Below are 23,241 nucleotides of genomic sequence, written 5' to 3' on the forward strand. Positions count from 1 at the left end.
GGGCCGTCCCGCTGTGACCGACATCATCGGCGACAATGGAGCACGTGACAGCCACCTTGACCAAGCCTGCCCTGAAGATCGGCCCCTACCAGGTCGATCCGCCAGTCGTGCTTGCTCCGATGGCCGGTATCACGAACGTCGCGTTCCGCAGGCTGTGCCGCGAGTACGGCGCCGGCCTGTACGTCTGCGAGATGATCACCGCCCGCGCCGTGGTCGAGCGCCATCCCGGCACCATGCACATGATGGCCTTCGACAAGGGCGAGTACCCGCGCTCGATGCAGCTGTACGGGGTCGACCCGAAGACCATGGCCGAGGCGGTCCGGATCATCGTCGGCGAGGGGCTCGCCGACCACATCGACTCCAACTTCGGCTGCCCGGTCGCGAAGGTCACGCGCAAGGGCGGCGGGGCGGCGCTGCCGTACAAGCGGCGCCTGTTCGCCGACATCGTGTCGTCGTCGGTGAAGGCCGCCGAGTCCGCCGGCGTGCCGTTCACCGTCAAGTTCCGCATCGGCATCGACGAGGACCACCACACCTTCCTCGACGCCGGGCGCATCGCGGAGGCCGAGGGCGCGGCGGCGGTCTCGCTGCACGCCCGTACCGCGGCGCAGCGCTACTCGGGCCAGGCCGACTGGTCGGCGATCGCCCGGTTGAAGGAGGCCGTCACCGGTATCCCGGTGCTCGGCAACGGCGACATCTTCACCGCGCAGGACGCGTTGCGGATGGTCGAGCAGACCGGCTGCGACGGGGTCGTCGTCGGCCGCGGCTGCCTCGGGCGGCCCTGGCTGTTCGGGGAGCTGGAGGCCGCGTTCGCGGGACGCGAGATCCCCGAGGGGCCGGATCTCGGCGAGGTCGCGCGGGTCCTGCGTCGTCACGCCGAGCTGCTCGTCGAGCACGACGGCGCCACCAAGGCCATGCGTGACCTGCGCAAACACATGGCCTGGTACTTCATGGGCTTCCCGGTCGGCTCCGAGCTGCGCCGCCGGTTCGCGATGGTGTCCGCGCTGGACGAGCTGGACGAACTGATCGCGCAGCTCGATCACAGCGCACCGTTCCCCGCCGACGCGCTCGGCCCGCGTGGCCGCCAGGGCTCGCCCGGAAAGGTCACACTCCCGCACGGCTGGCTCGACGATCCGGACGACGACTGCGTGCCCGAGGCCGAGGACATGCATTCCGGCGGGTGATGTTGCCCGAAATCGGGCAGGAAACTTGCCGTAAGCCGTTTCTGCTGTAACTGTCGTGGGATGGATCAGCAGCTGGTCCGCCACGTCGCGAGCTCGACGGGCCTGCCGGCGCCGGTCGCGGAACGGGTCATCGCGGACGTCATCGCCTACTTCAGCGAGACGGCCGAGGCCTTCGTGCGCCGCCGGCATGCCGAACTGCAGCGCCGTGGACGCAAGAACGCGGAGATCTGGCAGGTCATCGCCACCGAGCTGGCCGAGCGGCCTGTCGGTGCGGGGGAGTTCACCGAGCGCCAGCTGCGCAGGATCGTCTACGGCTAGGAGTGCGGACATGTGCGGGATCGTGGGATACGTCGGAAGACGCCGGGCGACGCCGGTGCTGCTGGAGGGGCTGCACCGGCTGGAGTACCGCGGCTACGACTCGGCCGGGCTCGCGGTCGTGCACCGCGGCAGGCTGCGTGTCACCAAGGCCGCGGTGCGGGTGGACGAGCTGCGTGACCTGGTCGAGGACAACCAGCCCGGCGCGATCGGCATCGCGCACACCCGGTGGGCCACCCACGGCGAGCCGACGGACAACAACGCGCACCCGCACACCGACGCGACGAAACGGGTCGCCGTCGTGCACAACGGGATCATCGAGAACGCGGGACGGTTGCGCGAGCGGCTGACCGAGCAGGGCGTCACGTTCACGTCCGATACCGACACCGAGGTGCTGGCCCACCTGATCGCGGCGGCGCTGCGCCGGGACGCCACGTCGCTCGAGGACGCGGTGCGCAGCACGTTGCGGGAGGTCAACGGCGCGTACGGGATCGTCGTGCTGGACGCGCAGAACCCCGAGCAACTGGTGGTCGCGCGCAACGGCAGCCCGATCGTGCTCGGCATCGGCGACGGGGAGATGTTCGTCGCGTCCGACGTCGCGGCGCTGGTCCGCTACACCCAGCGCGTGGTGTACCTCGACGACGGCGAGCTGGCGACGCTGACCGCGGACGACTTCGTCACCAGCACGCTGCAGGCGCACCGCACCGCGAAGACACCGATGACGGTGGACCTCGCCGACGCCGACTACGACCTCGGCTCGTACTCGAACTTCATGCACAAGGAGATTTGGGAGCAGCCGGAATCGGTGCGGCGCACCCTGCTCGGCAGGCTGGACGAGCGGTTCGGGACGGCACGGCTCGGCGGGATCAACATGAACGCGCGTGCGTTGCGGGCGATCCGGCGGGTCAAGTTCATCGGCTGCGGATCGGCCTACTACGCGGGGCAGATCGGCGCGAACCTGGTCGAGGAGTGGTCCCGGCTGCCCGCGGACGCCGAACCGGCGTCGGAGCTGCGGTACCGCAACCCGGTGGTCGAGGAGGACACGCTGTACGTGGCGGTGTCGCAGTCCGGCGAGACCGCGGACACGCTCGCGGCCGTGCAGGAGCTGCGACGCAAGGGCGGTCAGGTGATCGGCGCGGTGAACACGGTCGGCAGCGCGATCGCGCGGGAGTGCGGGAGCGGGGTGTTCCTGCACGCCGGACCCGAGGTGTCGGTCGCGTCCACCAAGGCGTACACGAACATGACGGTGTGCTTCGCGATGCTGGCCCTGTCCCTGGCGCGCGTCCGAGATCTGTCCGTTTCGGACGGTTCCCGGATCGTGTCGGCGCTGGATTCCTTGCCACAGCGCATATCGGAGGTGCTGGCGACGGAAAGCGCCATCTCCGACGTGGCCAAGGAGCACGGCGGCGCGTCACGGATGTTCTTCATCGGGCGGGTGCGTGGCTGGCCGGTCGCGCGGGAAGGTGCGCAGAAGCTCAAGGAGATTTCGTACGTGCACGCGGAGGCGTACCAGGCCGGGGAGCTGAAGCACGGGCCGCTGGCGCTGATCGACGCGGACATGCCGTCGGTGGTGATCGTGCCCGACGACGAGTTGCTGTCGAAGAACATCGGGACGATCGAACAGATCAAGGCCCGCGGCGGCCCGGTCATCGCGGTGACCAACGCCTCGCTACCGGAGGGCCTGGCCGATTCGGTGATCGAAGTCCCCCACAGCGAGCCCGAACTGGACCCGATCCTGTTCACCGTGCCGCTGCAGATCTTCGCCTACCACCTGGCCCATCATCTCGGCCGGGACATCGACAAACCCCGCAACCTGGCGAAGAGCGTGACGGTGGAGTAGGGCTCAGCGTGCCTCGATACGGAAAACGACCACCTTGGCGGCGCCTTTCTCGAATTCGTCCGGTGTCGGGTTCTCCACTATTCCGGCCTTGACGAACATGGGCACGCCGTGCGGCACTTCCCGGGGAAAGGCACGCATGATCGGGCCCCGTTCGTCGGGCGGAAGTTCGACCAGCCGGATGTTCTCCCGGTGCCGCCCGCGCGCCAGCACCGCGTCGCCGTTCGCGCGGGCGTTCGCGACCCAGTCGCCGTTCGCGAAACCGCCGATGACGTAACGCTTTCCGTCGACGGTGAGCGGCGAGACGGGGGTGGTGCGCGGCTGACCTGATTTGCGGCCGCGGACGGTCAGCAGGCGCATCGTCCCGAGCGGCAGCCCGAGCTTCTGCAGGCCGATGACGAGCCGGTTGACGAGTTTGAGCCACCGGGGCGGTGCCGTGATGGGTGTTTTCGCCATAATGCCCTCCCGCCCCGCACGTTACTCAGATCAGGCGGCGCGTGTAACCGGCTTCGACCAGGCGGCGGAATGCATCCCGGACCGTGTCGGGCATTTCCTGGGAAATGGCGAATCCGCGCTCGGCGTAAACCGTGATGCGCTGGGTGTCGCCGACCAGCATCGTGATGATGCGTTCGACATCGCCGATCGACGCGACGTAATCGTCCAGCGTCAACCGGCTCGACGCACACGTCACCTCGATCTCCGGCCACACCTTCCGGCAGGTCGCGTACGCCCGGCGCTGCTGATACGGCCGGCACACGAGCACCGCCGACCGGAGGGGCCGGTCGGCCAGCAGTCGCTTGGTGAAGGCGAAGTTCTCGCCGGTGTTGGCGGCCTCGGTCTCGATGAGGATCGCGTCGTCGGGCACGCCGAGGCTGAGCGCCTGCTCGCGGAAGTGCACGGCCTCGCCGCGGGGGAAGAGGTCAACGGTCGTGGGCGCGTTGGCACCGGTGAACACGATCAGCGGAAAAAGCCCGGCGTGAAACAGTTCCGCCGCATGTGTCGCGACGCCGAGATCGTGACTGCCGAGCCCGATGCCGACGTCGGCCTTGGTGAGCCGGTGCCCCAGATCGTGGTACTGCCACAGCGTCTCCACGTCGGCGCGCAGCTCCTCGGGGATCCTGTGCATGCGACTATGATCCGCCCGGAGCGAGCGGGCCGCAGCGGATCACGGTACATTCCCGACCGCTCTCGCAGGCGCAAAATATCCAACAGCACCTATGGGCCACTGCCAGGAATTTGATCACTGCACATCCGCTGTCACGGTTATTATCGAACGTCCATGCGCGATTATCGGCACAAGAAAAAACATATTTAGGCCGTTCGTGTAGTACTAAATTCAACAAGTCTGTCGTTGTAGGCGTTGAGTAATGATCCAGGTAAGGTCTGCGCCTGTTCGATGACTCGAATGGCTGGCCGTTCCGTTCGGCTGCCTTTTTTTCGCACCACGCACCAACGCTGTGTGAACGCGGGATCGCGTTCATGAAACCGTCGCGCCTGCCGACGGAGAAAGACGGATAAGTGGACTTCGACGCACTGGCCGGCGAGTTGCGCGGCCTCCGCGAAAGTGTCGCCGGGGTGACCGACACGGTGCTGGCCGCGGTCGACGGAATACCCATCATCGCCGACGCGGACGAGAACATCGACCCCGCCAAGATCTCCGCCCTCGCCGCTGCCGATCTGGGCATCGCGCGTCAGGCGTCCGAAGTGACCGGCCACGGCACGCTGAACCAGACCGTCGTGTTCAGCAGCGACGGCTACATGGCCGTTTACGCCATCGGCCGGGTCGCGTTGATGGTGGTGCTGGGCGACAAGGGACTGAACGTCGGGCGCCTGCTGTTCGAAACCCGGCCCGTCATCGAACGGATCGCCTCGATCCTGGCCGCCTAGCCCCGCAGGGAAAACCCTTTCACAGGAGGAAAACCATGCTCAACATCGATACCGCGCTCAAGGAAGCCATGTCCATCACCGGCGCCGTCGGCGTCGCGCTGGTCGACTACGAAAGTGGGATGTCGCTCGGTACCAGCGGTGGCGGCGACTGGCTCGACCTGGAGATCGCCGCGGCCGGCAACACCGAGGTCGTGCGGGCGAAGATGCGGGTGATGGCTTCGCTCGCGCTCAACGACAGCATCGAGGACATCCTCATCACGCTGCACCGCCAGTACCACCTGATCCGGCTGCTCAGCACACCCGGTTCCCGAAGCTCGATGTTCTTGTACCTGGTGCTGGACCGGGAACGGGCGAACCTGGCGCTGGCCAGGCACTACCTCAAGCGCATCGAAACCGACCTGCAGGTGTAGCCCGCGCCAGCACAGGAGGAGGCGGCGATGACCGAAGGCGGCTCGAAGGCCGCACTCCTCGCCGGCTCGGCGTTCATGCACGACCTCGGTTCCCTGTTCCCGGTGGCGATGACCCTCGCCGGCGACGAGCTGGTGTTCACGTTCGTGTCGTCCTGCCCGTCGTCCGGCGAGATCGAGCAGTGGGCGAAGGAGCGGTCGGGGAGGGTCCTGGCCGGGCGCATGCCTCGCTTCTTCATCGACGCGAGGGGGCAGCGGATCGGTGTCGAACTCGCCGGAACCCGGGTCCGGGCACTCATCGTGCTCGCCGACGAGATGACCGGGGCGTCGGTGAACGCCCCGCACCTCGGCCGCTGGCAGGACCAGATGCCCTGCACGGTGCGGGTCGCGCTGGACGAGCTCGCCCGGATGCTCTCGCGGTGCCGTCACCGCGCGGGCGGCGCGGACCCACTGATCGACCTGAACCTCGCGTACCGGCCGGACCGCGATTATCACACGCGGCTGAACGAGGCACACGAGAAGGTGCGCCCCTTCATCGCGCCGGTGCGCCCGGTACTGTCGCTGCGCTGGCGCTCGGCGACGTCGTTGCAACGCAAGGCTTTCCTCGACGAGCTGCCGGACGGCCCGCCCGAGCGAGGCTGGCTACGCCGCCGCCGCACGGTGCGGATCATGGGACTGGAGCTGGAAATGGCGCCGTGAGTGTCCGGAGTGGACTTCCGGGTGCGTGAACGAAACCGGGGCGACGGCCAGTGGGGGCCAGGCTGGAGCTGTCAGCACCTCGACGCCTCCCACCGCCTCGGCCTCGCGCAACGAAGCGAACCTGACCACTGCCTTACCGCAAGCGAAGCGCAAAGTGAGTTCCGGCATGTGAACAGCGGACGATCCACCGATCCGCGGGTCAAGGCGGTCTCGTTGCCGATCACCGCGCCGTCGGTGGAGTCGGTCTACTGGCCGGCGCCGGATGACAAGGGCAATGTCGTCGGCTGCGCTACTGCCCAGCTGGGCGGGGTAGTCGTCCAGGTCTTCAGCTACAGCCCGGCGCAGCTCGACGAAGGCCCAGGTCCGAAGTTGACACCTTCTGACCTGGGCCTTCGCGACAAGAGCGGATGACGGGAATCGAACCCGCGTATTCAGCTTGGGAAGCTGATGTTCTACCATTGAACTACATCCGCAGTGCGACCACGAATATACACGGTGCCGCATCCCCCACTTCAAGGACACTCGCTTGACGTGTCGGCCACAACTGACAACACTTGTTGTCATGGACGAGCGGCTGCCTGATCCCGACTTCTTCCGGCAGGGGACCTTCAAGCTGGCCAGAGGACTGGCCGGCATCGGCGACATCAGAGCCACGCCGGAGCAGCTCGCCCGGTTCCGGGCCTTCGCGGACCAAGAGGACCCGGCGGCGGACGCGCTGGTCGCCCTCATGAGGCAGCGCCCCCAGACCAGGAAGCTGTTCGACCAGGCGCTCGAGCACGGCATCGGCTCGATAAACCGGCCGCCCAAGGCCCTGCGCGACTTCTTCACCGACGTCGAGGCCACGCCCTACTGGGTCGACCACACGCGCATCGAACGCGGCGCCAAGGCCATCACCCGCACCGGGCTGCTCGGGCTCTTCCCCCTCGGCGACATGTCGCTGATGGGCGGCTACCTCGCCTCGCGCGCCACCAAGCCGCTCGTCGCGACCGGCGAGATCGAGCACATGGCCGGCCAGCGCCTCGTCGAGACCGCGGCGTGGTGGATCGACGTCACCACTCCCGGCAGCCTCCGCCCGCACGGGAAGGGCTACGCCTCCTCCCTGCGCGTCCGGCTCGTCCACGCCTACGTCCGCGACGCCATGAACCGCCGCCAGGACTGGGACTACGAGGCCTGGGACCGCCCGATCAACCAGCTCCAGACCGTCGGCACGCTCCTGCTGTTCTCCCTCGTCTTCGTGCTCGGCACCCAGTTCCTCGGGATTCGCTACACCGAGCGCGAGCGCGCCGACATCATCCACCTCTGGCGCTACGTCGGCTGGCTGCTCGGCATCGACGAGGAGCTCCTGCCCGCCACCGAGGAAGACGCGTGGCGCCTGCTCTGGCTGCTCGCGACCACCGAGTTCATCCCCGACGACGACTCGAAACGCCTGGCCAAAGCCCTTCTGGTCACCCACGAGGGCATCGGCGTCGGCCGGGGGGCGTTCGGCAAGGTGCTCGCCCACGTTTCGGTGCGCGTGCACTCCTCCATCAGCCGTCTCGTGCTCGGCCGCACCAACGCCGACTTCCTCGAACTGCCCAACGACCCGCTCGCCCAAGGTGCCGTACTCGCCGCGGCCGCGGTCAACTTCGCGGCCGAGACCGTGCGCCGTCGCGTCCCCGGCGCTACCAGCGTCCAGGAACTGATCGGCCGGATGGAACGCCGCCGCTACGTGACCCAGCTGTCCAAGATTTTCCAGCTCGATCCCACCTACACGAGGCACATGCGGGCCGCCTAGGTATGTAGGGTATGCCGGTGCTGCTCAGTGACCGCGACCTGCGTAAAGAAGTCGAAGCCGGACGGCTGGGGATCGATCCGTTCGACCCCACGATGGTGCAGCCGTCGAGCGTCGACGTGCGGCTGGACCGCTTCTTCCGGGTGTTCAACAACAGCCAGTACACCCACATCGACCCGTCCCGGCAGCAGGACGAGCTGACGTCGCTGGTCGAGAAGGAGGGCGACGACCCGTTCGTCCTGCACCCCGGCGAGTTCGTGCTCGCCTCGACGTTCGAGCTGGTCAGCCTGCCCAACGACCTCGCGGGACGGCTCGAGGGCAAGTCCTCGCTCGGCCGCCTCGGGCTGCTCACGCACTCCACCGCCGGGTTCATCGACCCCGGCTTCTCGGGCCACATCACGCTCGAGCTGTCCAACGTGGCCAACCTGCCGATCACGCTGTGGCCGGGCATGAAGATCGGCCAGCTGTGCCTGTTCCGGCTGACCAGCGCGGCCGAGTTCCCCTACGGCTCCGCCGAGGTCGGCTCGCGGTACCAGGGACAACGCGGCCCCACGCCCAGCCGCGCCTACAAGAACTTCCACCGCGTCGACACCTGGCGCTGAAACCTCCCTGATGCGGTGAAACTTGTCACCCATTGGTCCGGTATGGACTGGACCAATTCCTCTGTTGCTCCGAAAGGAGGAAAGTCTCGGGGCAAGGGAGGCAGGGACCGTGAGTCTCAGCACGACCGGGGAGCGAGCCGGTCAACAACATCTCGCCCACGTCGTCTTCATCGCCGGTGCCGCGGCGGTCGGCGGGTTCCTGTTCGGCTACGACAGCTCGAACATCAACGGCGCAGTACTCGGCATCCAGAACCACTTCAACGTCGGTGACGGCGTCACCGGGCTGACCGTCTCCAGCGCACTGATCGGATCCGCGGTCGGCGCCTGGTTCGGCGGGATGCTGTCCGACCGCATCGGCCGCATCCGCACGATGCAGCTGGCCGCGGTGTTGTTCCTCGTCAGCGCGATCGGGGCGATGTTCCCGTTCAGCGTGTGGGACCTCGCGATCTGGCGCGTCGTCGGCGGCATCGCGATCGGCGTCGCGTCGGTGATCGGCCCGGCCTACATCGCCGAGGTCGCCCCGCCCGCGTACCGGGGCAGGCTCGCGTCGCTGCAACAGCTCGCGATCGTGCTCGGCATCGGGGTGTCCGCGCTGGTCAACTGGGTCATCAAGGATCTCGCGCCGCTGGGTGCGGACGGTTCGCACGATCTCAACGGTTCGCTCGGCGGGATCGAACCGTGGCAGTGGATGCTCGGTGCAGCCGCCGTCCCCGCGATCATCTACTTCGTACTCGCCTCGACCATCCCCGAGTCGCCGCACTATCTGCTCTCGATCGGCAAGACCGCCAGGGCACGCAAGGTGCTGGCCGAGGTCGAGGGCGGCGACGTCGACGCCAAGCTGGAGGACATCCGCGCCGGCCTGCGCACCGAGCGCAAGTCGAAGGTGCGCGACCTCGTGGGCGGCAAGTTCGGGCTGCTGCCGATCGTCTGGGTCGGCATCGCGCTCGCCGTGTTCCAGCAGTTCGTCGGCATCAACGTCATCTTCTACTACTCGGACACGCTGTGGCACTCGGTCGGCCAGAACACCGACTCGCTGCTGATTTCGATGGTCAGCCCGGTCATCAACATCATCGGCACGTTCATCGCAATCGCCTTCATCGACCGGGTCGGCCGCAAACCGCTGCTGCTCATCGGCTCGGTCGGCATGCTCGTCGGCCTCGGTGTCGCGGCGATCGCGTTCGGCAACGCGCAGACCGTCAACGGCGAGCTGAGCCTGCCGGGGGCGTGGGGCCCGATCGCGCTGGTGTTCGCCAACGTCTTCGTGATCTCGTTCGCGATGTCCTGGGGCGTCATCCTGTGGGTGATGCTCGGCGAGATGTTCCCGCTGCGCATCCGCAGCGCCGCGCTGGCTATCGGCACCGCGGCGAACTGGGTCGCGAACTGGGTGGTCACCGTCAGCTTCCCGAGCATGGCGGGCTGGAACCTGTCGGTGACGTACTGGATCTACGCCGCCTTCGCGTTGCTGTCGATCCCGTTCGCGCTGAAGTTCGTGCGGGAGACCAAGGGCACCGCGCTGGAGGAGATCGACTAAAGCGCCGACAGCAGGGCCAGCAGCGCCCGGTTGGCCTCGACAGGGAGGCCGTGCTTGTCGCCGAGCCGGACCACCGCCCCGGTGAGCCCGTCGTACTCGAGCGTCCGGCCGGCCTTCCTGTCCTGCAACATCGACGAGGTGCTGTCCGGCGCGATCCCGCGCAGCCACGACAGCGCCTTGTCCGCATCCTGTTCGGTCAGCGAGGCACCCTCGGCCCGGCCCACCGCGACCGTCTCCCGCAGGAGCTTTTCGGCGAGCGTCGCGACCTCGGGTTCGCGAAGCACCTCGACCCGGCGTCCGGTGAGCGCGGTGATCGGGTTGGCGACGACGTTGGTCAGCAGCTTCAGCCACGCCGCGGTGCGGAAGTCCGGGTCCGCCTCGACTCGCAGGCCGCTGGTCGCGAACAGCTCCGCCGTCGCGCGGCCGTCGTCGTCGCCGGGCACCACGAGATCGCGATCGGTGTGCCGGGCGCGCACCTGGCCGGGACCGGTCCGTTCGGCGTTGATGTAGACCAGCGCGGGTACGACGGCGCCGGCGACGAGCGGCCCGACGCGGTCGACGTGATCCACCCCGTTCTGCGCCGCCACAACGCGCGTGTGCCGCGAGGTGAGCGCGCGCAGCCACGGTTCGGCCGACGCGGTCTGGTGCATCTTCGTGGCCAGCACGACCCACTCGACCGGCTCGGCCTGCTCGGCCGACGCGAGCCAGCGCACCGGGTACTGGCGAGTCCCGTCGTGGTCGATGATTTCGATGCGCTCCAAGGGTTTGCTGCCGCAGGCCAGTATCCGATGACCGGCCTCGGCCAGCGCGCCCGCGAGTGCCGTACCGACCGCGCCCATGCCGACTACGGCGACAGTCACACGCGAGCCCGTTCGACGATCGCGGCGGTGTCGGTGCCCGCCGGAAGCGTGCCGAACGCGATGCCCCAGTCGCCGCCGAGGCGGGAGGCGCAGAACGCGTCGGCGACCGCCTTCGGGGCGAAACGCACGAGCAGCGAACCCTGCAACGTCAGCGCCATCATCTCGACCAGGCGGCGGGCCCGGAACTGGATGTCGTCCAGATCCGACATTTCCTTGTGCAGCCGGGCGATCGCGTCGTCCAGCCGCGCGTCGGCACCGGCGGCGAGGTCGAGTTCGGCGAAGAACGCCTCGACCGTCTCCGGCTGCTTGCCCATGGCGCGCAGGGCATCCAGTGCCGCGACGTTGCCCGAACCCTCCCAAATGGACAGCAGTGGCGCTTCGCGGTAGAGCCGGGGCATACCCGAGTCCTCGACGTAACCGTTGCCGCCAAGGCATTCCAGCGCCTCCGCGGAATGCGCGGGACCCCGCTTGCACACCCAGTACTTCGTCACCGCGAGCGCCAGCCTGCGGAACTCGGCCTGGGCCGGATCGTCGGTGGCACCGGCCAGCCGCATCGCGACCGTCGTGGCCGCCTCGGACTCGACCACCAGGTCCGCCAGCACGTTCGCCATCGCGGGCTGGTCGATCAGCCGCTCACCGAACGCGCGGCGGTGCGCCGCATGGTGCGTCGCGTACACGACCCCTTGGCGCATCAGGGAAGTCGTGCCGAGAACGCAGTCCAACCGGGTGTTGTTGACCATCTCGATGATCGTCGGAACCCCGCGCCCCTCCTCGCCGACCAGCCAGCCGACGGCACCGTCGTACTCGATCTCGGACGAGGCGTTGGACTTGTTGCCGAGCTTGTCCTTCAAGCGCTGCAGGAAGATCCGGTTGCGGGAGCCGTCAGGCAGCACGCGCGGCAGCAGGAAACAGGACAGCCCGCCCGGGGCCTGCGCCAGCGTCAGGAACACGTCCGACATGGGCGCGGAGGTGAACCACTTGTGCCCGGTCAGGGTGTAGCTGCCGTCCCCGGAAGGCGTGGCCGTGGTGGTGTTCGCGCGGACATCGGAGCCGCCCTGCTTTTCCGTCATCGACATGCCCGCGATGAGTCCGCGTTTCGTGGTGGGCACGCGCAGGCCGAAATCGTACTCGCGGGAGGCGAGCAGCGGTTCGTACACCGCGGCCAGTTCCGGGTTGAACCGCAGCGCCGGAACGGCCGCGTACGTCATGGAGATCGGGCAGACGTGCCCGCCCTCGGCCTGGTTCCACACCAGCACCTTCGCGGCACGCGCGACGTGCGCGCCCGCGCGGTCGTCCCGCCACGGCGCCGCGTGCAGGCCGTGTGACACCGCGACGTTCATCAGCTCGTGCCAGTACGGGTGGAACTCGACCTCGTCGATCCGGTGCCCGTATCGGTCGTGCGTAAGCAGTTTCGGCGGGTTCTCGTTGGCGACGCGGCCCCACTCCTGCCCCTTCGCGCTGCCGGCGAGGCGGCCGAGTTCGTGCACCTCGTCCTCGGCCCAGGCCGCGCCCTCGCGGCGCAGCCCCGCGAGCAGGGCGGCGTCCTCGGCGACGTCGTAGTCGACCAGCCGCGGGACCTGGTTGAGGACCTCGTGGGTGTCAGGCATGGGAACCTCCCAAGGAACGCAGGATGAACGTGCGCAGTGCGCCGATCGCGTCGGTGCTGTCGGTGGTGAGCGGCCCGATGAGGACCTCGGTGGCCGAGCCGACGAGCGCCGCGGCGGTCAGCCCGGCGTCCTGCGCCGGGAGCTGGCCGGTGCGGACGCCCTCGCTGATGTGCCGGGCGACGACGTCGCGGAACACCCGCCGGAACACGATGCGCTCGGCCTCGATGGCCGGGTCGACCGGCTCGGCCAGCAGCGCGTAGGCGCGGCGTGGCGCCTTGAGCGCACGGTTGGCGAACGTCTCGAACACCGCGACCACGCGCTCGGCCGGGTCGCCGGGCAGTTCGGCGGCGGCGGTGACGGCGTCGACCTCGTGGTTGACGATGCCGCGGAACAGCTCCACGACCAGGTCGGCCTTGCCGGGGAAGTGCTTGTACACACTGCCGGTGGCCACACCTGCCCGCTCGGCGACCGCGGCGACCGAGCAGCCCGCGTAGCCGCGCTCGGCCAGCAGCTCACCGGCGGCGTCGAGGATCGCCGCTCGCTGTGCGTCCAGCCGGGCCTGGACCCGCGGGGTTCGTCGGTACGGCACGCAAGAAGTGAACCACTGATTCATAGCTTCAGGCAAGGGTGCACGAACGGTATTCGCGGGGCCGCTGAGTGGAAGGTCAACCACGACTCGCGCGCGCAGAACGCCCGACTCGGGCGCACGGAAAGCCCGACTCGCACCCACACAACACCCGACTCGGGCGCACGGAAAGCCCGACTCGGGCGCGCGGAAGGGTGGACTCGCGGGGGTTAGGGGGTGGGGTGGCCGAAGCGGTGTGCCAGGTCGCCGTAGCGGGCCAGCACCGCGGCGCGCAGCTCGGGGTCGGTGCGCGGCACCGGCTCGATGAACACCTCGTTGACGTCGTCGAACCTCTCGTGCAGCTCCGCGGCGATCCGCACGCACGCGCGCTCCACATCGGACGCGCCGAGTGAGTCGTCGAAGTCGACGCGCGTGCACACCAGGATCAGATCGGTGCCCAGCAGCATCGTCTGCAGATCGACGACGGCCTCGATCTCCGGCGCCGCCGCGAGCTGCTCCCGGATCCCGCGCACGACCACCGGATCCGCCTGCCTGCCGATGAGCAGCCGCAGGTTCGTCAGGCCGAGGCTGTAGGCGACGCATGCCAGCAGCAGACCGATCATGATCGAGGCGAGCCCGTCCCACACCGCCGAACCGGTCACGTGGTGCAGGAACAGCCCGAGGAAGGCGATTACCAGACCGATCAGCGCGGCGGAGTCCTCCAGGAACACCGACTTGGGCGCCGGATCGTCCACCAGGCGCAGGTACTCCCAGATGGTGCGCTTCTGTTCGGCCGCCTCGCGCCGCACCTGCCGCGACGCCTGCAGCCACGACACCCCTTCCATGACGAAGGCAAGCGCCAGCACGATGTAGCCGATCAGCGGGTTCTCCTGCGGCTTCGGCTCGCCGAACACCGTCGAAAAGCCTTCGTAGAAGGAGAACATCGCGCCCGACGCGAAGATCGACACCGCGGCGAGCAGCGACCAGAAGTACCGCTCCTTGCCGTAACCGAAGGGATGGAGCCGGTCGGCGGGCTTCGCGGAGCGGCGCAGGGCCGTCAACAACAGGATCTCGGTGAAGGTGTCCGCGACCGAATGCGCCGCCTCGGACAACAGCGCTCCGGAACCGGTCAGGATGCCCGCGACCGCTTTCATGATCGCGATCGCCAGGTTCACACCCCCGGCAAGGACGACGGTAAGGGTGCTCTCGCCCTTGGGCGCCGCTTGGTCGGTCACCTGGCGATCCTATTTCGGCGTCAGAGCCGTTGCAGGCCGTCCAGGACGCGGCGCATGAGCGCCATCGGCGGGCGGCCCTCGGCGGTGCGCTCGGTGCCGTGGATGTGCAGCAGTCCGAGTTCGGCCATATCGCTGATGAGCACGCGGGCCACGCCGAGCGGAACCGACAGCGAGGCGGCGACCTCGGCGACCGACTGCGGGGTCCGGCACAGCACGCGCACGGGCTGATACTCGGTGTTGAGCGCGGGACCGGTCCAGTTTCCGTCCGCACGCAAGGAAACCATCGTCTCCAGCGCGAGTTCGTAGCTCGCCTGGGTGCGTCCGCCGGTCAGCACGTAGGGGCGCACGCGTGGCCCGTCGATGTCCTCGACCACGTCGAATCGCGGCTGCGGACGCTGCCGCGGCACCGGCGACGGTTTGATCTCCGGCGCCGGCGGAAGTTCTTCGGTGCTGTCCAGCTTCTCTATTTGTTTCTCCGTCGCGAAACGAGCACCGGAAAGGTGGGACTCTTCTTCGGGGTGACGTTCGCCACGCGGGACCCGCATGGGCTCCTCGGCGTAGCGTTCGAGTGCTTTGGCGGAGGGAAAGCGCGCACCGGCACGAGCGGCGGGCGGCTGCTCAGCCGATCCGTCCTCTGCAGGTTGGCGCATTGTGTGGGCCCCGTTCGCACACGATCAAGAAATGGCTCGCGGACAGCGGTGGCTGCGAGGTGACCAGAATAACCCGGCTGTCGACCCCCTCCAGAGCGCGAACGCGCCCTGGAGGGGGCAGCCTCACTTGTCTTCGGTGGGGAGCGGTGTGCCGGTCGAAACCTTGTCGGTGGAGACGTCGGCCTCGAGCGGATCCGCTTCCGGGGCGGGCAAACCGGCGTCGACGGCTTCCGACTCCGGCTGCGGGCGGCGCTTCACGGCCTGCAGCAGCAGCTGCGAGACGTCCACGACCTCGACCTTCTCGCTCGCCTTGCCGTCGCTCTGGCGCGCGGTCACACCGTCGGTCAGCATCACGCGGCAGAAGGGACAACCGGTCGCGATCTTCGACGGCGCCGTGCCGAGTGCCTCGTCCACGCGGTCGATGTTGATGCGCTTGCCGATCTTCTCTTCCATCCACATGCGCGCACCGCCTGCGCCACAGCACATCGAGCGGTCGCCGTGCCGCGGCATCTCGCGGAACTGCGCGCCCGAGGCCCCGACCAGCTCACGCGGCGCGTCGTAGACCTTGTTGTGGCGACCCAGGTAGCACGGGTCGTGGTAGGTCACGTCGTCCGCGATCGGCGCGACCGGCACCAGGCGCTTCTCCCGCACCAGCCGGTTCAGCAGCTGGGTGTGGTGCACGACCTCGAACTGGCCACCCAGCTCGGGGTACTCGTTCGCGAGCGTGTTGAAGCAGTGCGCACACGTGACGACGATCTTGCGTTCCAGCGGCGGCCGGTCCTCGAACACCGAGTTGAGCACCTCGACGTTCTGCTGCGCGAGCATCTGGAACAGGAACTCGTTACCCGCGCGGCGGGCCGGGTCACCGGTGCAGGTCTCCTCCGGGCCGAGCACCGTGTACTTGACGTCGGCGATGTGCAGCAGCTCCGCGACCGCCCGCGTCGTCTTCTTGGCGCGGTCCTCGAACGCCCCGGCGCAGCCGACCCAGAACAGGTACTCGGCGTCGCCGAGCTCGCCCTCGAACACCGGCACCTCGAACTCGAGGTCCTCGGTCCAGGCCAGCCGGTCCTTGGCGTTCTGGCCCCACGGGTTGCCCTTGTTCTCCAGGTTCTTGAACATCCCGTTCAGCTCGGTCGGGAAGTTCGACTCGATCATGACCTGGTAGCGGCGCATGTCGACGATGTGGTCGACGTGCTCGATGTCCACCGGGCACTGCTCGACGCAGGCGCCACACGTGGTGCACGACCACAGCACATCGGGGTCGATCACGCCGTTCTCGTCGGGCCCCCCGATGAGCGGGCGCTCGGACTCGGCCAGCGCGAGCACGTCGATACCGGCGTGCGGGTTGTCGCCGGTCAGGCCGATCTCGTCACCGGCCATGTCACGCTTGCCGCCCGCGAGCAGATACGGCGCCTTCGCATAGGCGTGGTCGCGCAGCTGCGTGATGACCAGCTTCGGGGACAGCGGCTTGCCGGTGTTCCACGCGGGGCACTGCGACTGGCAGCGGCCGCATTCGGTGCAGGTGGTGAAGTCCAGCCAGCCCTTCCAGCTGAAGTCCTCGATCTGGCCGGCGCCGAAGACGTCCTTCTCCGGGTCGGCCTCTTCGAAGTCGAGCGGCTTGCCCTCGCTCATCATCGGCTTGAGCTTGCCCAGCGCGACGGCGCCGTCGTCCTCGCGCTTGAAGTAGATGTTGAAGAACGCGCTGAACCGGTGCCAGGCGACACCCATCGTGAGCTTGCGCCCGACGACGAGCAGCCACACCATGCCGGACAGCAGCTTGACCAGCGCGGTGATCGTCACCGCCGTCGTGCTGGCGGGCAGGATCTCGGCCAGCGGTTTGGTGACGAAGCTGCTCCACAGCGCCGGGTCCTCGATCCCGCTGGAGATCTTGAACGCCTTCACACCGAGGATGCCGAGGCCCTCGATGATCACCACGGCCTCGACGAAGTAGGCCTGCCCGAAGTTCGAACCGGCGAAGCGAGACTGCCGGTCGGCGCGGCGCGGGTGGTTGAGCTGGCGGATGACGACCAGCACGAGACCACCGATCACGGTGCCGAGGCCGAGCAGTTCGGTCAGCAGCAGCCAGGGTTCCCACGCGCCGATGATCGGCCAGTGGAAGTGCGGGCTGAACGTCTCGCCGTAGGCCTCGAACCAGGCCAGCGACCCGATGAGGAAGCCCCACATGACCATCCAGTGCCAGGGGCCGACATGGCGGAACTTGTTCATCCGCGTGTGCGCGGCGAACTCCTTGATCAGCGTGCCGAGTCGCGGACCGAACGGGCCGTTGCGGGTCGGATCGGGCTGGCCGAGGCGAATGATGCGGACCATCCGCACGACGCCCGCGACGAAAATGATCCAAGCGACGATGCTTATGGCGACGCCGACCACACCGAGTGTGATCTGCAGAGCACCCATGATCAGGGGCCTTTCGTCCGTGTACGTGGTGGTTGGCGGGAGCCTAACCGGGCTTACCGATGAGTAATCGATAAACGCGCCCCAAGTCCCACCGATGTGGTGTACGACTCCCTAGAAATCGGGACGATCGTACCGGTAGTTTGGCACCGTGGCTCCATATCTGCTGCTCGCGCTGGCGATCGTCGCCGAGGTCATCGGCACCGTGTCGCTCAAGCTGTCCGAGGGATTCTCGAAACTCGGCCCATCCATCATCGTGGTGATCGGCTACGGTGTCGCGTTCACGGCGTTGTCGCTGGTACTGAAGCTGGGCATGCCGATCGGCGTCGCCTACGCGATCTGGTCCGCAGCCGGGGTCGCACTGGTCGCGATCATCGGCGCGGTCTTCCTCAAGGAGCAGATGACGCTGACCATGATCGGCGGGCTCGTGCTGATCATCGGCGGGGTGGTGCTGCTCGAACTGGGGGCCGCGCAATGAAGGGGCAGCGCGACGGGCGCAAGGTGCGCGGCGACAAGCGGCGTCAGGAGCTCATCGACGCGACGCTGCGGGTGATCGAGCGGGACGGGGTCGCCGGGGTCACGCACCGCACGGTCGCCGCCGAGGCCGGGGTGCCGACGACGTCGACTACCTACCACTTCGCGAGCCTGAACGACCTGCTCGTGGCGACCCTCATCGCGTGCGCCAAGGACATGGCCACCGAGGTCTACTGGACGATCGACCGGGCCCGTTCGCGCGGCAGCCTCGGCGCCGACGAGGTCGCCTCGCTGCTCGCCGAGGCGCTCGGACCGCGGCGCGGCCGCACGATGGCCGAGTACGAGCTGTACCTGCTGGCCGCGCGGCGGCCCGAACTGCGCCCGGCTGCGCGGCGCTGGCTGGACGTGCTGACGTCGATGGTCCGGCCGGACGACCTGGTGGCGCTGCGCGCCTTCCTCGCCGGTATCGACGGGCTGCTCATCCAGGGCCTCATCGACGACGAGCCACCAACGGCGGAAGAACTGCGTCCCGCGGTCGAGTACCTGTTGAGGCCGCGCTGAATCGGGCAACATCAGCGGGCATGACGACGAAGAAAGAAGCCGCCGACGCCGTGCTCGCCGCCAAGGTGCGGCTCGGACTGACCTGGGCCGATCTCGCCGAGGCGCTCGGCACGCCGCTCGCCTGGACCACCGCGGCACTGCTCGGCCAGCATCCGCTGACCAAGGAGCAGGCCGCGCGCGCCGGGGAGATCCTCGAACTCGACGCGGACACCGTGACGGCGCTGCGGCTCCAGCCGACGCGCGGCGCGCTGGACTCGCCCGTGCCCACCGATCCGACGATCTACCGCTTCTACGAGGTGCTGCAGGTCTACGGCCCGACGATCAAGGAACTGATCCACGAGCAGTTCGGCGACGGGATCATGAGCGCGATCAACTTCCGGCTCGACGTCAAGCGCGTGCCGGACCCGGCAGGCGACCGCGTGGTGGTCACCCTGGACGGCAAGTTCCTGCCGTACCAGTGGTGACCACCGACGTGAGCCTCAGCCCTTGTTCTCGTAGATCGGCGTGATCACCGCGCGGGCGAGGGTGTGGCCGAAGAGGTTGAAGCCGAGGAACGCGGGCGTCGCGTTCTCGGGGATGTCGAGCTTGTCCACGTCCACGGCGTGCACGACGAAGATGTAGCGGTGTGCGCCGTGGCCGGGAGGCGGCGCCGCGCCGAGGTACTGCTTGATCCCGCCGTCGTGGTTGAGCGAGACGGCGCCGGCGGGCAGACCCGAACCGTTCGCGTCGCCGGCGCCCGAGGCCAGCTCGGTGACGGAGGCGGGGATGTTGAACACGGCCCAGTGCCAGAAGCCGCTGGCGGTCGGCGCGTCCGGGTCGTAGCAGGTGACGGCGAAGCTCTTCGTCTCGGCGGGGAAGCCCTCCCACGCCAGGTGCGGCGAACGGTCCTCACCACCGGGGACGCCGAAGATCCCGCTCAGGAACGGGGCCGCCATCGTCTGGCCGTCGGCGACGTCGTCACTGCGGACGGTGAAGCTCGGCACGGTGGGCAGGAAGTCGTACGGGTTGGGCGGTTGTGCCATCGATCCTCCTCTTCGCGCTACCTGTTGCAGCAGGAACCCTAGTGAGTAGGGGTAACCCCAGGGTGGAACCGGGGGCGTTCCCTGATGCCCTGCCTGCTTACCCGGTTTTAGCGTTGGCCGCACATCAAAGCTGACACCGAGGCCCGCACGTAGCGAGCGCGACGAAGGAGCGATCGCGAGGAGGACCGAAACGGGTGCGGGTGTCCCGCAAGACACTGGGGAGGACGCAATGGCAAGGCCGGTACTTGCGATAGGTGGCGTCGCGTTGATCGGCGTCGGTGCGGCCATCGGGTTCGGCTGGTGGTCGCCGGCCTCCTCGAGCATCCTCGACAGCAGGGTGGGCCAGGCCATCACCTCGGTGCGCCTCGACGTCGACTCCTCCGACGTCCGCATTCACGCCGGGGACGTCGGAGGCACGACCGTGCATCAGAGCTTCCGGTACCGGCACGGCACGCCCGGCGACGCCTTCCAGGTCACCGGCAACCAGCTCGTCCTCGCCGGCTGCGGCGGCGGCTGCAGCGTGGACTACGACGTGGTCGTGCCGCGCGGCACCACGGTGAGCGGAGACGGCAACTCCGGTGAAATCCGGCTCCAGGGCCTGGCCGCGACCAACGTAACCGCACGTTCGGGGGACGTGACGGTGCTCGACAGCACCGGTCCGGTCAACGTCCGCGCCGACTCCGGCCGGATCCAGGTCCGGCTGAGTTCGCCGCAGGACGTGACGGCCGAGGCCGACAGCGGGGACGTGAACGTCGTCGTGCCGCGGGATCGCTACCGCGTGCAGGTCACGACCGACTCGGGCGAGCAGCAGGTCGGCATCGGCGACGACCCGGCGGGCACCCACACGCTGCACCTGCAGGCCGACAGCGGACGCGTGACGCTGAGCCCGGCCTAGCCGGGAACAACATCGCGAACCCCATCGTTAGACTGGCAGAAAGGTTGAGCGCCCCCGGCTCAAGTCTGGTTTGACGGGAGCGGGACGCCGAGATAGAACTTGAGCGAGGCCCGCTCAACGTGGGCGCGATACCGCAGCTCAAGCAGCGTATATCAGGAGGAAAGAACATGGCGCGAGCGGTCGGCATCGACCTCGGTACGACTAACTCGGTCGTAGCTGTCCTTGAGGGCGGCGAGCCGACGGTCATCGCCAACTCCGAAGGCTCCCGGACCACCCCGTCGATCGTCGCCTTCGCCAAGAACGGCGAGGTGCTGACCGGGCAGCCTGCCAAGAACCAGGCCGTCACCAACGTGGACCGCACGATCCGTTCGGTCAAGCGGCACATCGGTACCGACTGGAAGACCGAGATCGACGGCAAGGGCTACACCGCGCAGGAGATCAGCGCCCGCGTGCTGATGAAGCTCAAGCGCGACGCCGAGTCCTACCTCGGTGAGGAGATCACCGACGCGGTCATCACGGTCCCCGCCTACTTCGAGGACGCACAGCGGCAGGCCACCAAGGAGGCCGGGCAGATCGCCGGGCTGAACGTGCTCCGCATCGTCAACGAGCCCACCGCGGCCGCGCTGGCCTACGGGCTGGACAAGGGCGAGAAGGAGCAGACCATCCTGGTCTTCGACCTCGGTGGCGGTACGTTCGACGTGTCGCTGCTGGAGATCGGCGAGGGTGTCGTCGAGGTCCGCGCCACCAGCGGTGACAACCACCTCGGTGGTGACGACTGGGACCAGCGCATCGTCGACTGGCTGGTGGACAAGTTCAAGGCCTCCAACGGCATCGACCTGACCAAGGACCGGATGGCGCTGCAGCGCATCCGCGAGGCCGCGGAGAAGGCCAAGATCGAGCTGTCCAGCTCGTCCAGCGCGAACATCAACCTGCCCTACATCACGGTCGACGCGGACAAGAACCCGCTGTTCCTGGACGAGACGCTCTCGCGCGCCGAGTTCCAGCGGATCACCTCCGACCTGCTGGACCGCACCAAGGCGCCGTTCAACAACGTGATCCGTGACGCGAGCATCTCGGTCGGCCAGATCGACCACGTGGTGCTCGTCGGTGGCTCGACCCGTATGCCCGCCGTCACCGACCTGGTCAAGGAGCTGACCGGCGGCAAGGAGCCCAACAAGGGCGTGAACCCGGACGAGGTCGTCGCGGTCGGCGCGGCGCTGCAGGCCGGCGTGCTCAAGGGTGAGGTCAAGGACGTCCTGCTGCTGGACGTGACCCCGCTGTCGCTGGGCATCGAGACCAAGGGCGGCGTGTTCACCAAGCTCATCGAGCGCAACACGACGATTCCCACCAAGCGGTCGGAGATCTTCTCCACGGCGGACGACAACCAGCCGTCGGTGCAGATCCAGGTCTTCCAGGGCGAGCGCGAGATCGCCGCGCACAACAAGAAGCTCGGCATGTTCGAGCTGACCGGGCTGCCCCCGGCCCCGCGTGGCGTGCCGCAGATCGAGGTCACCTTCGACATCGACGCCAACGGCATCGTGCACGTGACCGCGAAGGACCTCGGCACCAACAAGGAACAGTCGATGACCATCACCGGTGGCTCCGCGCTGCCGAAGGATGACATCGACCGGATGGTCAAGGACGCCGAGGCGCACGCCGAGGAGGACAAGAAGCGCCGCGAGGAGGCCGAGACCCGCAACCAGGCCGAGACGCTGGTCTACCAGACCGAGAAGTTCGTCAAGGACAACGAGGACAAGCTGCCCGAGGACATCAAGGGCAAGGTCAAGACCGCGATCGACGAGGCCAACGAGGCGCTCAAGGGCACCGACACGGCGGCGATCTCCGCGGCAATCGAGAAGCTGAACAGCGCTTCGCAGGAACTGGGCACCGCCCTCTACGCGAACGCCCAGCAGTCGGGTGAGGCCGGTGCGGCCGGTGGCGCCGACGCCGGATCCTCCTCCTCGGCCAAGGCCGACGACGTGGTGGACGCCGAGATCGTCGACGAGGACGAGAAGAAGTGACTGGCAAGCACTTCCGGGAGACCGAGGAACAGGAACGGGAGGTAGCCGAGCCTGTGGTGGTAAGGGATCGTCGCAAGATAGACCCCGAGACCGGTCAGGTGCGCCAGCAGCCCGAGACGGCGGCTCCGGAGCCCACGGAGGGCTCCGGGCCGTCCCTCGGGGAGTCCATCGTGGACGAGGCGGTCGCCGCCGAGTCGGACGTCGAGAAGCAGCTGGCCGAGCGCACCGCCGATCTGCAGCGGTTGCAGGCGGAGTACGCCAACTACCGCAAACGGGTCGACCGGGACCGCGAGACCGTGGTGAACAACGCCAAGGCCGGCGTGGTCGCGGACCTGCTGCCACTGCTCGACGACCTCGAACGAGCCGAGCAGCACGGTGATCTCACCGGTGCGTTCAAGGCGGTCGCGGACAAGCTCGTGGCCGGCCTGCAGCGCGCGGGCCTCACTCCGTTCGGCACGGAGGGCGAGCCCTTCGACCCGAGCGTGCACGAGGCCGTGCAGCACAGCACCTCACCGGAGGTGTCCGGGCCGACGGTGACCACCGTGCTTCGCCGCGGCTATCAGTTCGGTGACCGCGTGCTGCGTGCGGCGCTGGTCGGGGTGACCGACCACGAGCCGGGCGCGGCCGAGGCGGCGCCGGTCGACGCGCCCGTCGAGGGCGAGCTGCCGGTGGAGCAACTGTCGAATGAGAACAACCAGCAATAGCGGAA

The 23,241-nt window shown here is 68.2% G+C and carries 25 protein-coding genes and 1 tRNA gene; 16 read left to right on the forward strand and 10 right to left on the reverse strand.

Annotated features, from left to right (window positions below; all coding sequences use genetic code 11):
• The first annotated feature begins 35 nt into the window (after positions 1 to 35).
• From dusB to glmS, 3 genes are read left to right on the forward strand one after another with little or no spacing between them, the layout of a single operon-like run.
• Positions 36 to 1,181, forward strand: coding sequence for a tRNA dihydrouridine synthase DusB (gene dusB / locus HFP15_RS23445; RefSeq protein ID WP_210717758.1), 1,146 nt, complete (start codon positions 36 to 38; stop codon positions 1,179 to 1,181).
• A gap of 60 nt (positions 1,182 to 1,241) precedes the next feature.
• A complete protein-coding gene (locus HFP15_RS23450; protein ID WP_168518885.1) occupies positions 1,242 to 1,499 on the forward strand; it encodes a hypothetical protein in 258 nt (85 codons plus the stop codon).
• Positions 1,500 to 1,509: 10 nt separating this feature from the next.
• Positions 1,510 to 3,336 (forward strand): glutamine--fructose-6-phosphate transaminase (isomerizing), encoded by a 1,827-nt coding sequence (gene glmS, locus HFP15_RS23455; protein WP_168518886.1) that lies wholly within the window; start codon positions 1,510 to 1,512, stop codon positions 3,334 to 3,336.
• Between the two features lie 3 nt (positions 3,337 to 3,339).
• Here the strand turns inward: glmS and HFP15_RS23460 are convergent, their stop codons facing one another.
• Entirely contained in the window at positions 3,340 to 3,789 is a 450-nt protein-coding gene (locus HFP15_RS23460) for a nitroreductase family deazaflavin-dependent oxidoreductase (RefSeq protein ID WP_168518887.1), read from the reverse strand.
• A gap of 25 nt (positions 3,790 to 3,814) precedes the next feature.
• A complete protein-coding gene (locus HFP15_RS23465) occupies positions 3,815 to 4,459 on the reverse strand; it encodes a YdcF family protein (RefSeq protein ID WP_168518888.1) in 645 nt (214 codons plus the stop codon).
• Between the two features lie 392 nt (positions 4,460 to 4,851).
• Here HFP15_RS23465 and HFP15_RS23470 point away from each other — a divergent pair, with 392 nt between their 5' ends.
• Genes HFP15_RS23470 through HFP15_RS23485 form a run of 4 tightly spaced genes read left to right on the forward strand, consistent with a single transcriptional unit; the run spans position 4,852 to position 6,737 of the window.
• Positions 4,852 to 5,220 (forward strand): roadblock/LC7 domain-containing protein, encoded by a 369-nt coding sequence (locus HFP15_RS23470; protein ID WP_168518889.1) that lies wholly within the window; start codon positions 4,852 to 4,854, stop codon positions 5,218 to 5,220.
• 35 nt (positions 5,221 to 5,255) lie between these two features.
• Entirely contained in the window at positions 5,256 to 5,630 is a 375-nt protein-coding gene (locus tag HFP15_RS23475; RefSeq protein ID WP_168518890.1) for a hypothetical protein, read from the forward strand.
• A 27-nt stretch (positions 5,631 to 5,657) separates the two neighbouring features.
• Positions 5,658 to 6,326, forward strand: a complete 669-nt coding sequence (locus HFP15_RS23480) for a hypothetical protein (RefSeq protein WP_168518891.1) — start codon at positions 5,658 to 5,660, stop codon at positions 6,324 to 6,326.
• Entirely contained in the window at positions 6,327 to 6,737 is a 411-nt protein-coding gene (locus HFP15_RS23485) for a hypothetical protein (RefSeq protein ID WP_168518892.1), read from the forward strand.
• Here the strand turns inward: HFP15_RS23485 and HFP15_RS23490 are convergent.
• Positions 6,729 to 6,799: transfer RNA gene (locus tag HFP15_RS23490), tRNA-Gly, on the reverse strand. The genes HFP15_RS23485 and HFP15_RS23490 overlap by 9 nt on opposite strands.
• Before the next feature lie 89 nt (positions 6,800 to 6,888).
• Between HFP15_RS23490 and HFP15_RS23495 the strand changes: the two genes are divergently transcribed.
• From HFP15_RS23495 to HFP15_RS23505, 3 genes are all read left to right on the forward strand, one after another.
• Positions 6,889 to 8,100: an oxygenase MpaB family protein gene (locus HFP15_RS23495; protein WP_168518893.1), complete on the forward strand. Its 1,212-nt coding sequence runs from the start codon at positions 6,889 to 6,891 to the stop codon at positions 8,098 to 8,100.
• Positions 8,101 to 8,117: 17 nt separating this feature from the next.
• On the forward strand, positions 8,118 to 8,699 hold the full coding sequence (gene dcd, locus HFP15_RS23500) for a dCTP deaminase (protein ID WP_168518894.1): 582 nt from the start codon (positions 8,118 to 8,120) through the stop codon (positions 8,697 to 8,699).
• Between the two features lie 109 nt (positions 8,700 to 8,808).
• Positions 8,809 to 10,230: a sugar porter family MFS transporter gene (locus HFP15_RS23505; protein WP_168518895.1), complete on the forward strand. Its 1,422-nt coding sequence runs from the start codon at positions 8,809 to 8,811 to the stop codon at positions 10,228 to 10,230.
• Here HFP15_RS23505 and HFP15_RS23510 read toward each other — a convergent pair.
• From HFP15_RS23510 to HFP15_RS23535, 6 genes are all read right to left on the reverse strand, one after another.
• Positions 10,227 to 11,090: a 2-dehydropantoate 2-reductase gene (locus tag HFP15_RS23510; RefSeq protein ID WP_168518896.1), complete on the reverse strand. Its 864-nt coding sequence runs from the start codon at positions 11,088 to 11,090 to the stop codon at positions 10,227 to 10,229. The two genes, HFP15_RS23505 and HFP15_RS23510, sit on opposite strands and share 4 nt — an antisense overlap.
• Complete coding sequence (locus HFP15_RS23515) at positions 11,087 to 12,697, reverse strand: acyl-CoA dehydrogenase family protein (protein ID WP_168518897.1); 1,611 nt, start codon at positions 12,695 to 12,697, stop codon at positions 11,087 to 11,089. Before HFP15_RS23515 ends, HFP15_RS23510 begins: the two co-directional genes overlap by 4 nt.
• Positions 12,690 to 13,286, reverse strand: a complete 597-nt coding sequence (locus HFP15_RS23520; RefSeq protein ID WP_168518898.1) for a TetR/AcrR family transcriptional regulator — start codon at positions 13,284 to 13,286, stop codon at positions 12,690 to 12,692. Before HFP15_RS23520 ends, HFP15_RS23515 begins: the two co-directional genes overlap by 8 nt.
• A 206-nt stretch (positions 13,287 to 13,492) precedes the next feature.
• Entirely contained in the window at positions 13,493 to 14,497 is a 1,005-nt protein-coding gene (locus HFP15_RS23525; protein ID WP_168518899.1) for a cation diffusion facilitator family transporter, read from the reverse strand.
• 20 nt (positions 14,498 to 14,517) lie between these two features.
• Complete coding sequence (locus HFP15_RS23530; protein WP_168518900.1) at positions 14,518 to 15,147, reverse strand: DUF742 domain-containing protein; 630 nt, start codon at positions 15,145 to 15,147, stop codon at positions 14,518 to 14,520.
• A 123-nt stretch (positions 15,148 to 15,270) separates the two neighbouring features.
• On the reverse strand, positions 15,271 to 17,562 hold the full coding sequence (locus tag HFP15_RS23535; RefSeq protein ID WP_168518901.1) for a (Fe-S)-binding protein: 2,292 nt from the start codon (positions 17,560 to 17,562) through the stop codon (positions 15,271 to 15,273).
• Between the two features lie 148 nt (positions 17,563 to 17,710).
• Here HFP15_RS23535 and HFP15_RS23540 point away from each other — a divergent pair, with 148 nt between their 5' ends.
• From HFP15_RS23540 to cynS, 3 genes are read left to right on the forward strand one after another with little or no spacing between them, the layout of a single operon-like run.
• Positions 17,711 to 18,037, forward strand: coding sequence for a DMT family transporter (locus HFP15_RS23540; protein ID WP_168518902.1), 327 nt, complete (start codon positions 17,711 to 17,713; stop codon positions 18,035 to 18,037).
• The gene (locus HFP15_RS23545; protein WP_168518903.1) at positions 18,034 to 18,594 is read left to right on the forward strand and encodes a TetR/AcrR family transcriptional regulator; all 561 of its coding nucleotides are present in this window, start codon (positions 18,034 to 18,036) and stop codon (positions 18,592 to 18,594) included. The genes HFP15_RS23540 and HFP15_RS23545 overlap by 4 nt, the downstream gene beginning before the upstream one ends.
• Before the next feature lie 20 nt (positions 18,595 to 18,614).
• On the forward strand, positions 18,615 to 19,058 hold the full coding sequence (gene cynS, locus HFP15_RS23550; protein ID WP_168518904.1) for a cyanase: 444 nt from the start codon (positions 18,615 to 18,617) through the stop codon (positions 19,056 to 19,058).
• A 15-nt stretch (positions 19,059 to 19,073) separates the two neighbouring features.
• On the opposite strand, the gene HFP15_RS23555 is transcribed toward cynS, so the two are convergent.
• Positions 19,074 to 19,616 carry a YbhB/YbcL family Raf kinase inhibitor-like protein gene (locus HFP15_RS23555; protein ID WP_168518905.1) on the reverse strand — a complete coding sequence of 181 codons (543 nt, stop codon included), beginning with the start codon at positions 19,614 to 19,616 and terminating at the stop codon, positions 19,074 to 19,076.
• A 229-nt stretch (positions 19,617 to 19,845) separates the two neighbouring features.
• Here HFP15_RS23555 and HFP15_RS23560 point away from each other — a divergent pair, with 229 nt between their 5' ends.
• From HFP15_RS23560 to grpE, 3 genes are all read left to right on the forward strand, one after another.
• Positions 19,846 to 20,511 (forward strand): DUF4097 family beta strand repeat-containing protein, encoded by a 666-nt coding sequence (locus HFP15_RS23560; RefSeq protein WP_168518906.1) that lies wholly within the window; start codon positions 19,846 to 19,848, stop codon positions 20,509 to 20,511.
• A gap of 167 nt (positions 20,512 to 20,678) precedes the next feature.
• A complete protein-coding gene (gene dnaK, locus HFP15_RS23565) occupies positions 20,679 to 22,532 on the forward strand; it encodes a molecular chaperone DnaK (protein WP_168518907.1) in 1,854 nt (617 codons plus the stop codon).
• Complete coding sequence (gene grpE, locus HFP15_RS23570; RefSeq protein WP_168518908.1) at positions 22,529 to 23,236, forward strand: nucleotide exchange factor GrpE; 708 nt, start codon at positions 22,529 to 22,531, stop codon at positions 23,234 to 23,236. The genes dnaK and grpE overlap by 4 nt, the downstream gene beginning before the upstream one ends.
• The last annotated feature ends 5 nt before the right edge of the window (positions 23,237 to 23,241 follow it).

This window comes from Amycolatopsis acididurans, assembly GCF_012328925.1.
Taxonomy (GTDB): Bacteria; Actinomycetota; Actinomycetes; order Mycobacteriales; family Pseudonocardiaceae; genus Amycolatopsis_E; species Amycolatopsis_E acididurans.

What these genes read in the sequence shown, in the direction of transcription:
- HFP15_RS23555 (WP_168518905.1), bottom strand. Translation starts at nt 19,616, where the DNA reads ATGGCACAACCGCCCAACCCGTACGACTTCCTGCCCACCGTGCCGAGC.
- dusB (WP_210717758.1), top strand. Translation starts at nt 36, where the DNA reads ATGGAGCACGTGACAGCCACCTTGACCAAGCCTGCCCTGAAGATCGGC.
- glmS (WP_168518886.1), top strand. Translation starts at nt 1,510, where the DNA reads ATGTGCGGGATCGTGGGATACGTCGGAAGACGCCGGGCGACGCCGGTG.
- HFP15_RS23560 (WP_168518906.1), top strand. Translation starts at nt 19,846, where the DNA reads ATGGCAAGGCCGGTACTTGCGATAGGTGGCGTCGCGTTGATCGGCGTC.
- HFP15_RS23530 (WP_168518900.1), bottom strand. Translation starts at nt 15,147, where the DNA reads ATGCGCCAACCTGCAGAGGACGGATCGGCTGAGCAGCCGCCCGCCGCT.
- HFP15_RS23460 (WP_168518887.1), bottom strand. Translation starts at nt 3,789, where the DNA reads ATGGCGAAAACACCCATCACGGCACCGCCCCGGTGGCTCAAACTCGTC.
- HFP15_RS23515 (WP_168518897.1), bottom strand. Translation starts at nt 12,697, where the DNA reads ATGCCTGACACCCACGAGGTCCTCAACCAGGTCCCGCGGCTGGTCGAC.
- HFP15_RS23535 (WP_168518901.1), bottom strand. Translation starts at nt 17,562, where the DNA reads ATGGGTGCTCTGCAGATCACACTCGGTGTGGTCGGCGTCGCCATAAGC.
- HFP15_RS23465 (WP_168518888.1), bottom strand. Translation starts at nt 4,459, where the DNA reads ATGCACAGGATCCCCGAGGAGCTGCGCGCCGACGTGGAGACGCTGTGG.
- dnaK (WP_168518907.1), top strand. Translation starts at nt 20,679, where the DNA reads ATGGCGCGAGCGGTCGGCATCGACCTCGGTACGACTAACTCGGTCGTA.
- HFP15_RS23450 (WP_168518885.1), top strand. Translation starts at nt 1,242, where the DNA reads ATGGATCAGCAGCTGGTCCGCCACGTCGCGAGCTCGACGGGCCTGCCG.
- cynS (WP_168518904.1), top strand. Translation starts at nt 18,615, where the DNA reads ATGACGACGAAGAAAGAAGCCGCCGACGCCGTGCTCGCCGCCAAGGTG.
- HFP15_RS23480 (WP_168518891.1), top strand. Translation starts at nt 5,658, where the DNA reads ATGACCGAAGGCGGCTCGAAGGCCGCACTCCTCGCCGGCTCGGCGTTC.
- HFP15_RS23475 (WP_168518890.1), top strand. Translation starts at nt 5,256, where the DNA reads ATGCTCAACATCGATACCGCGCTCAAGGAAGCCATGTCCATCACCGGC.
- HFP15_RS23545 (WP_168518903.1), top strand. Translation starts at nt 18,034, where the DNA reads ATGAAGGGGCAGCGCGACGGGCGCAAGGTGCGCGGCGACAAGCGGCGT.
- HFP15_RS23495 (WP_168518893.1), top strand. Translation starts at nt 6,889, where the DNA reads ATGGACGAGCGGCTGCCTGATCCCGACTTCTTCCGGCAGGGGACCTTC.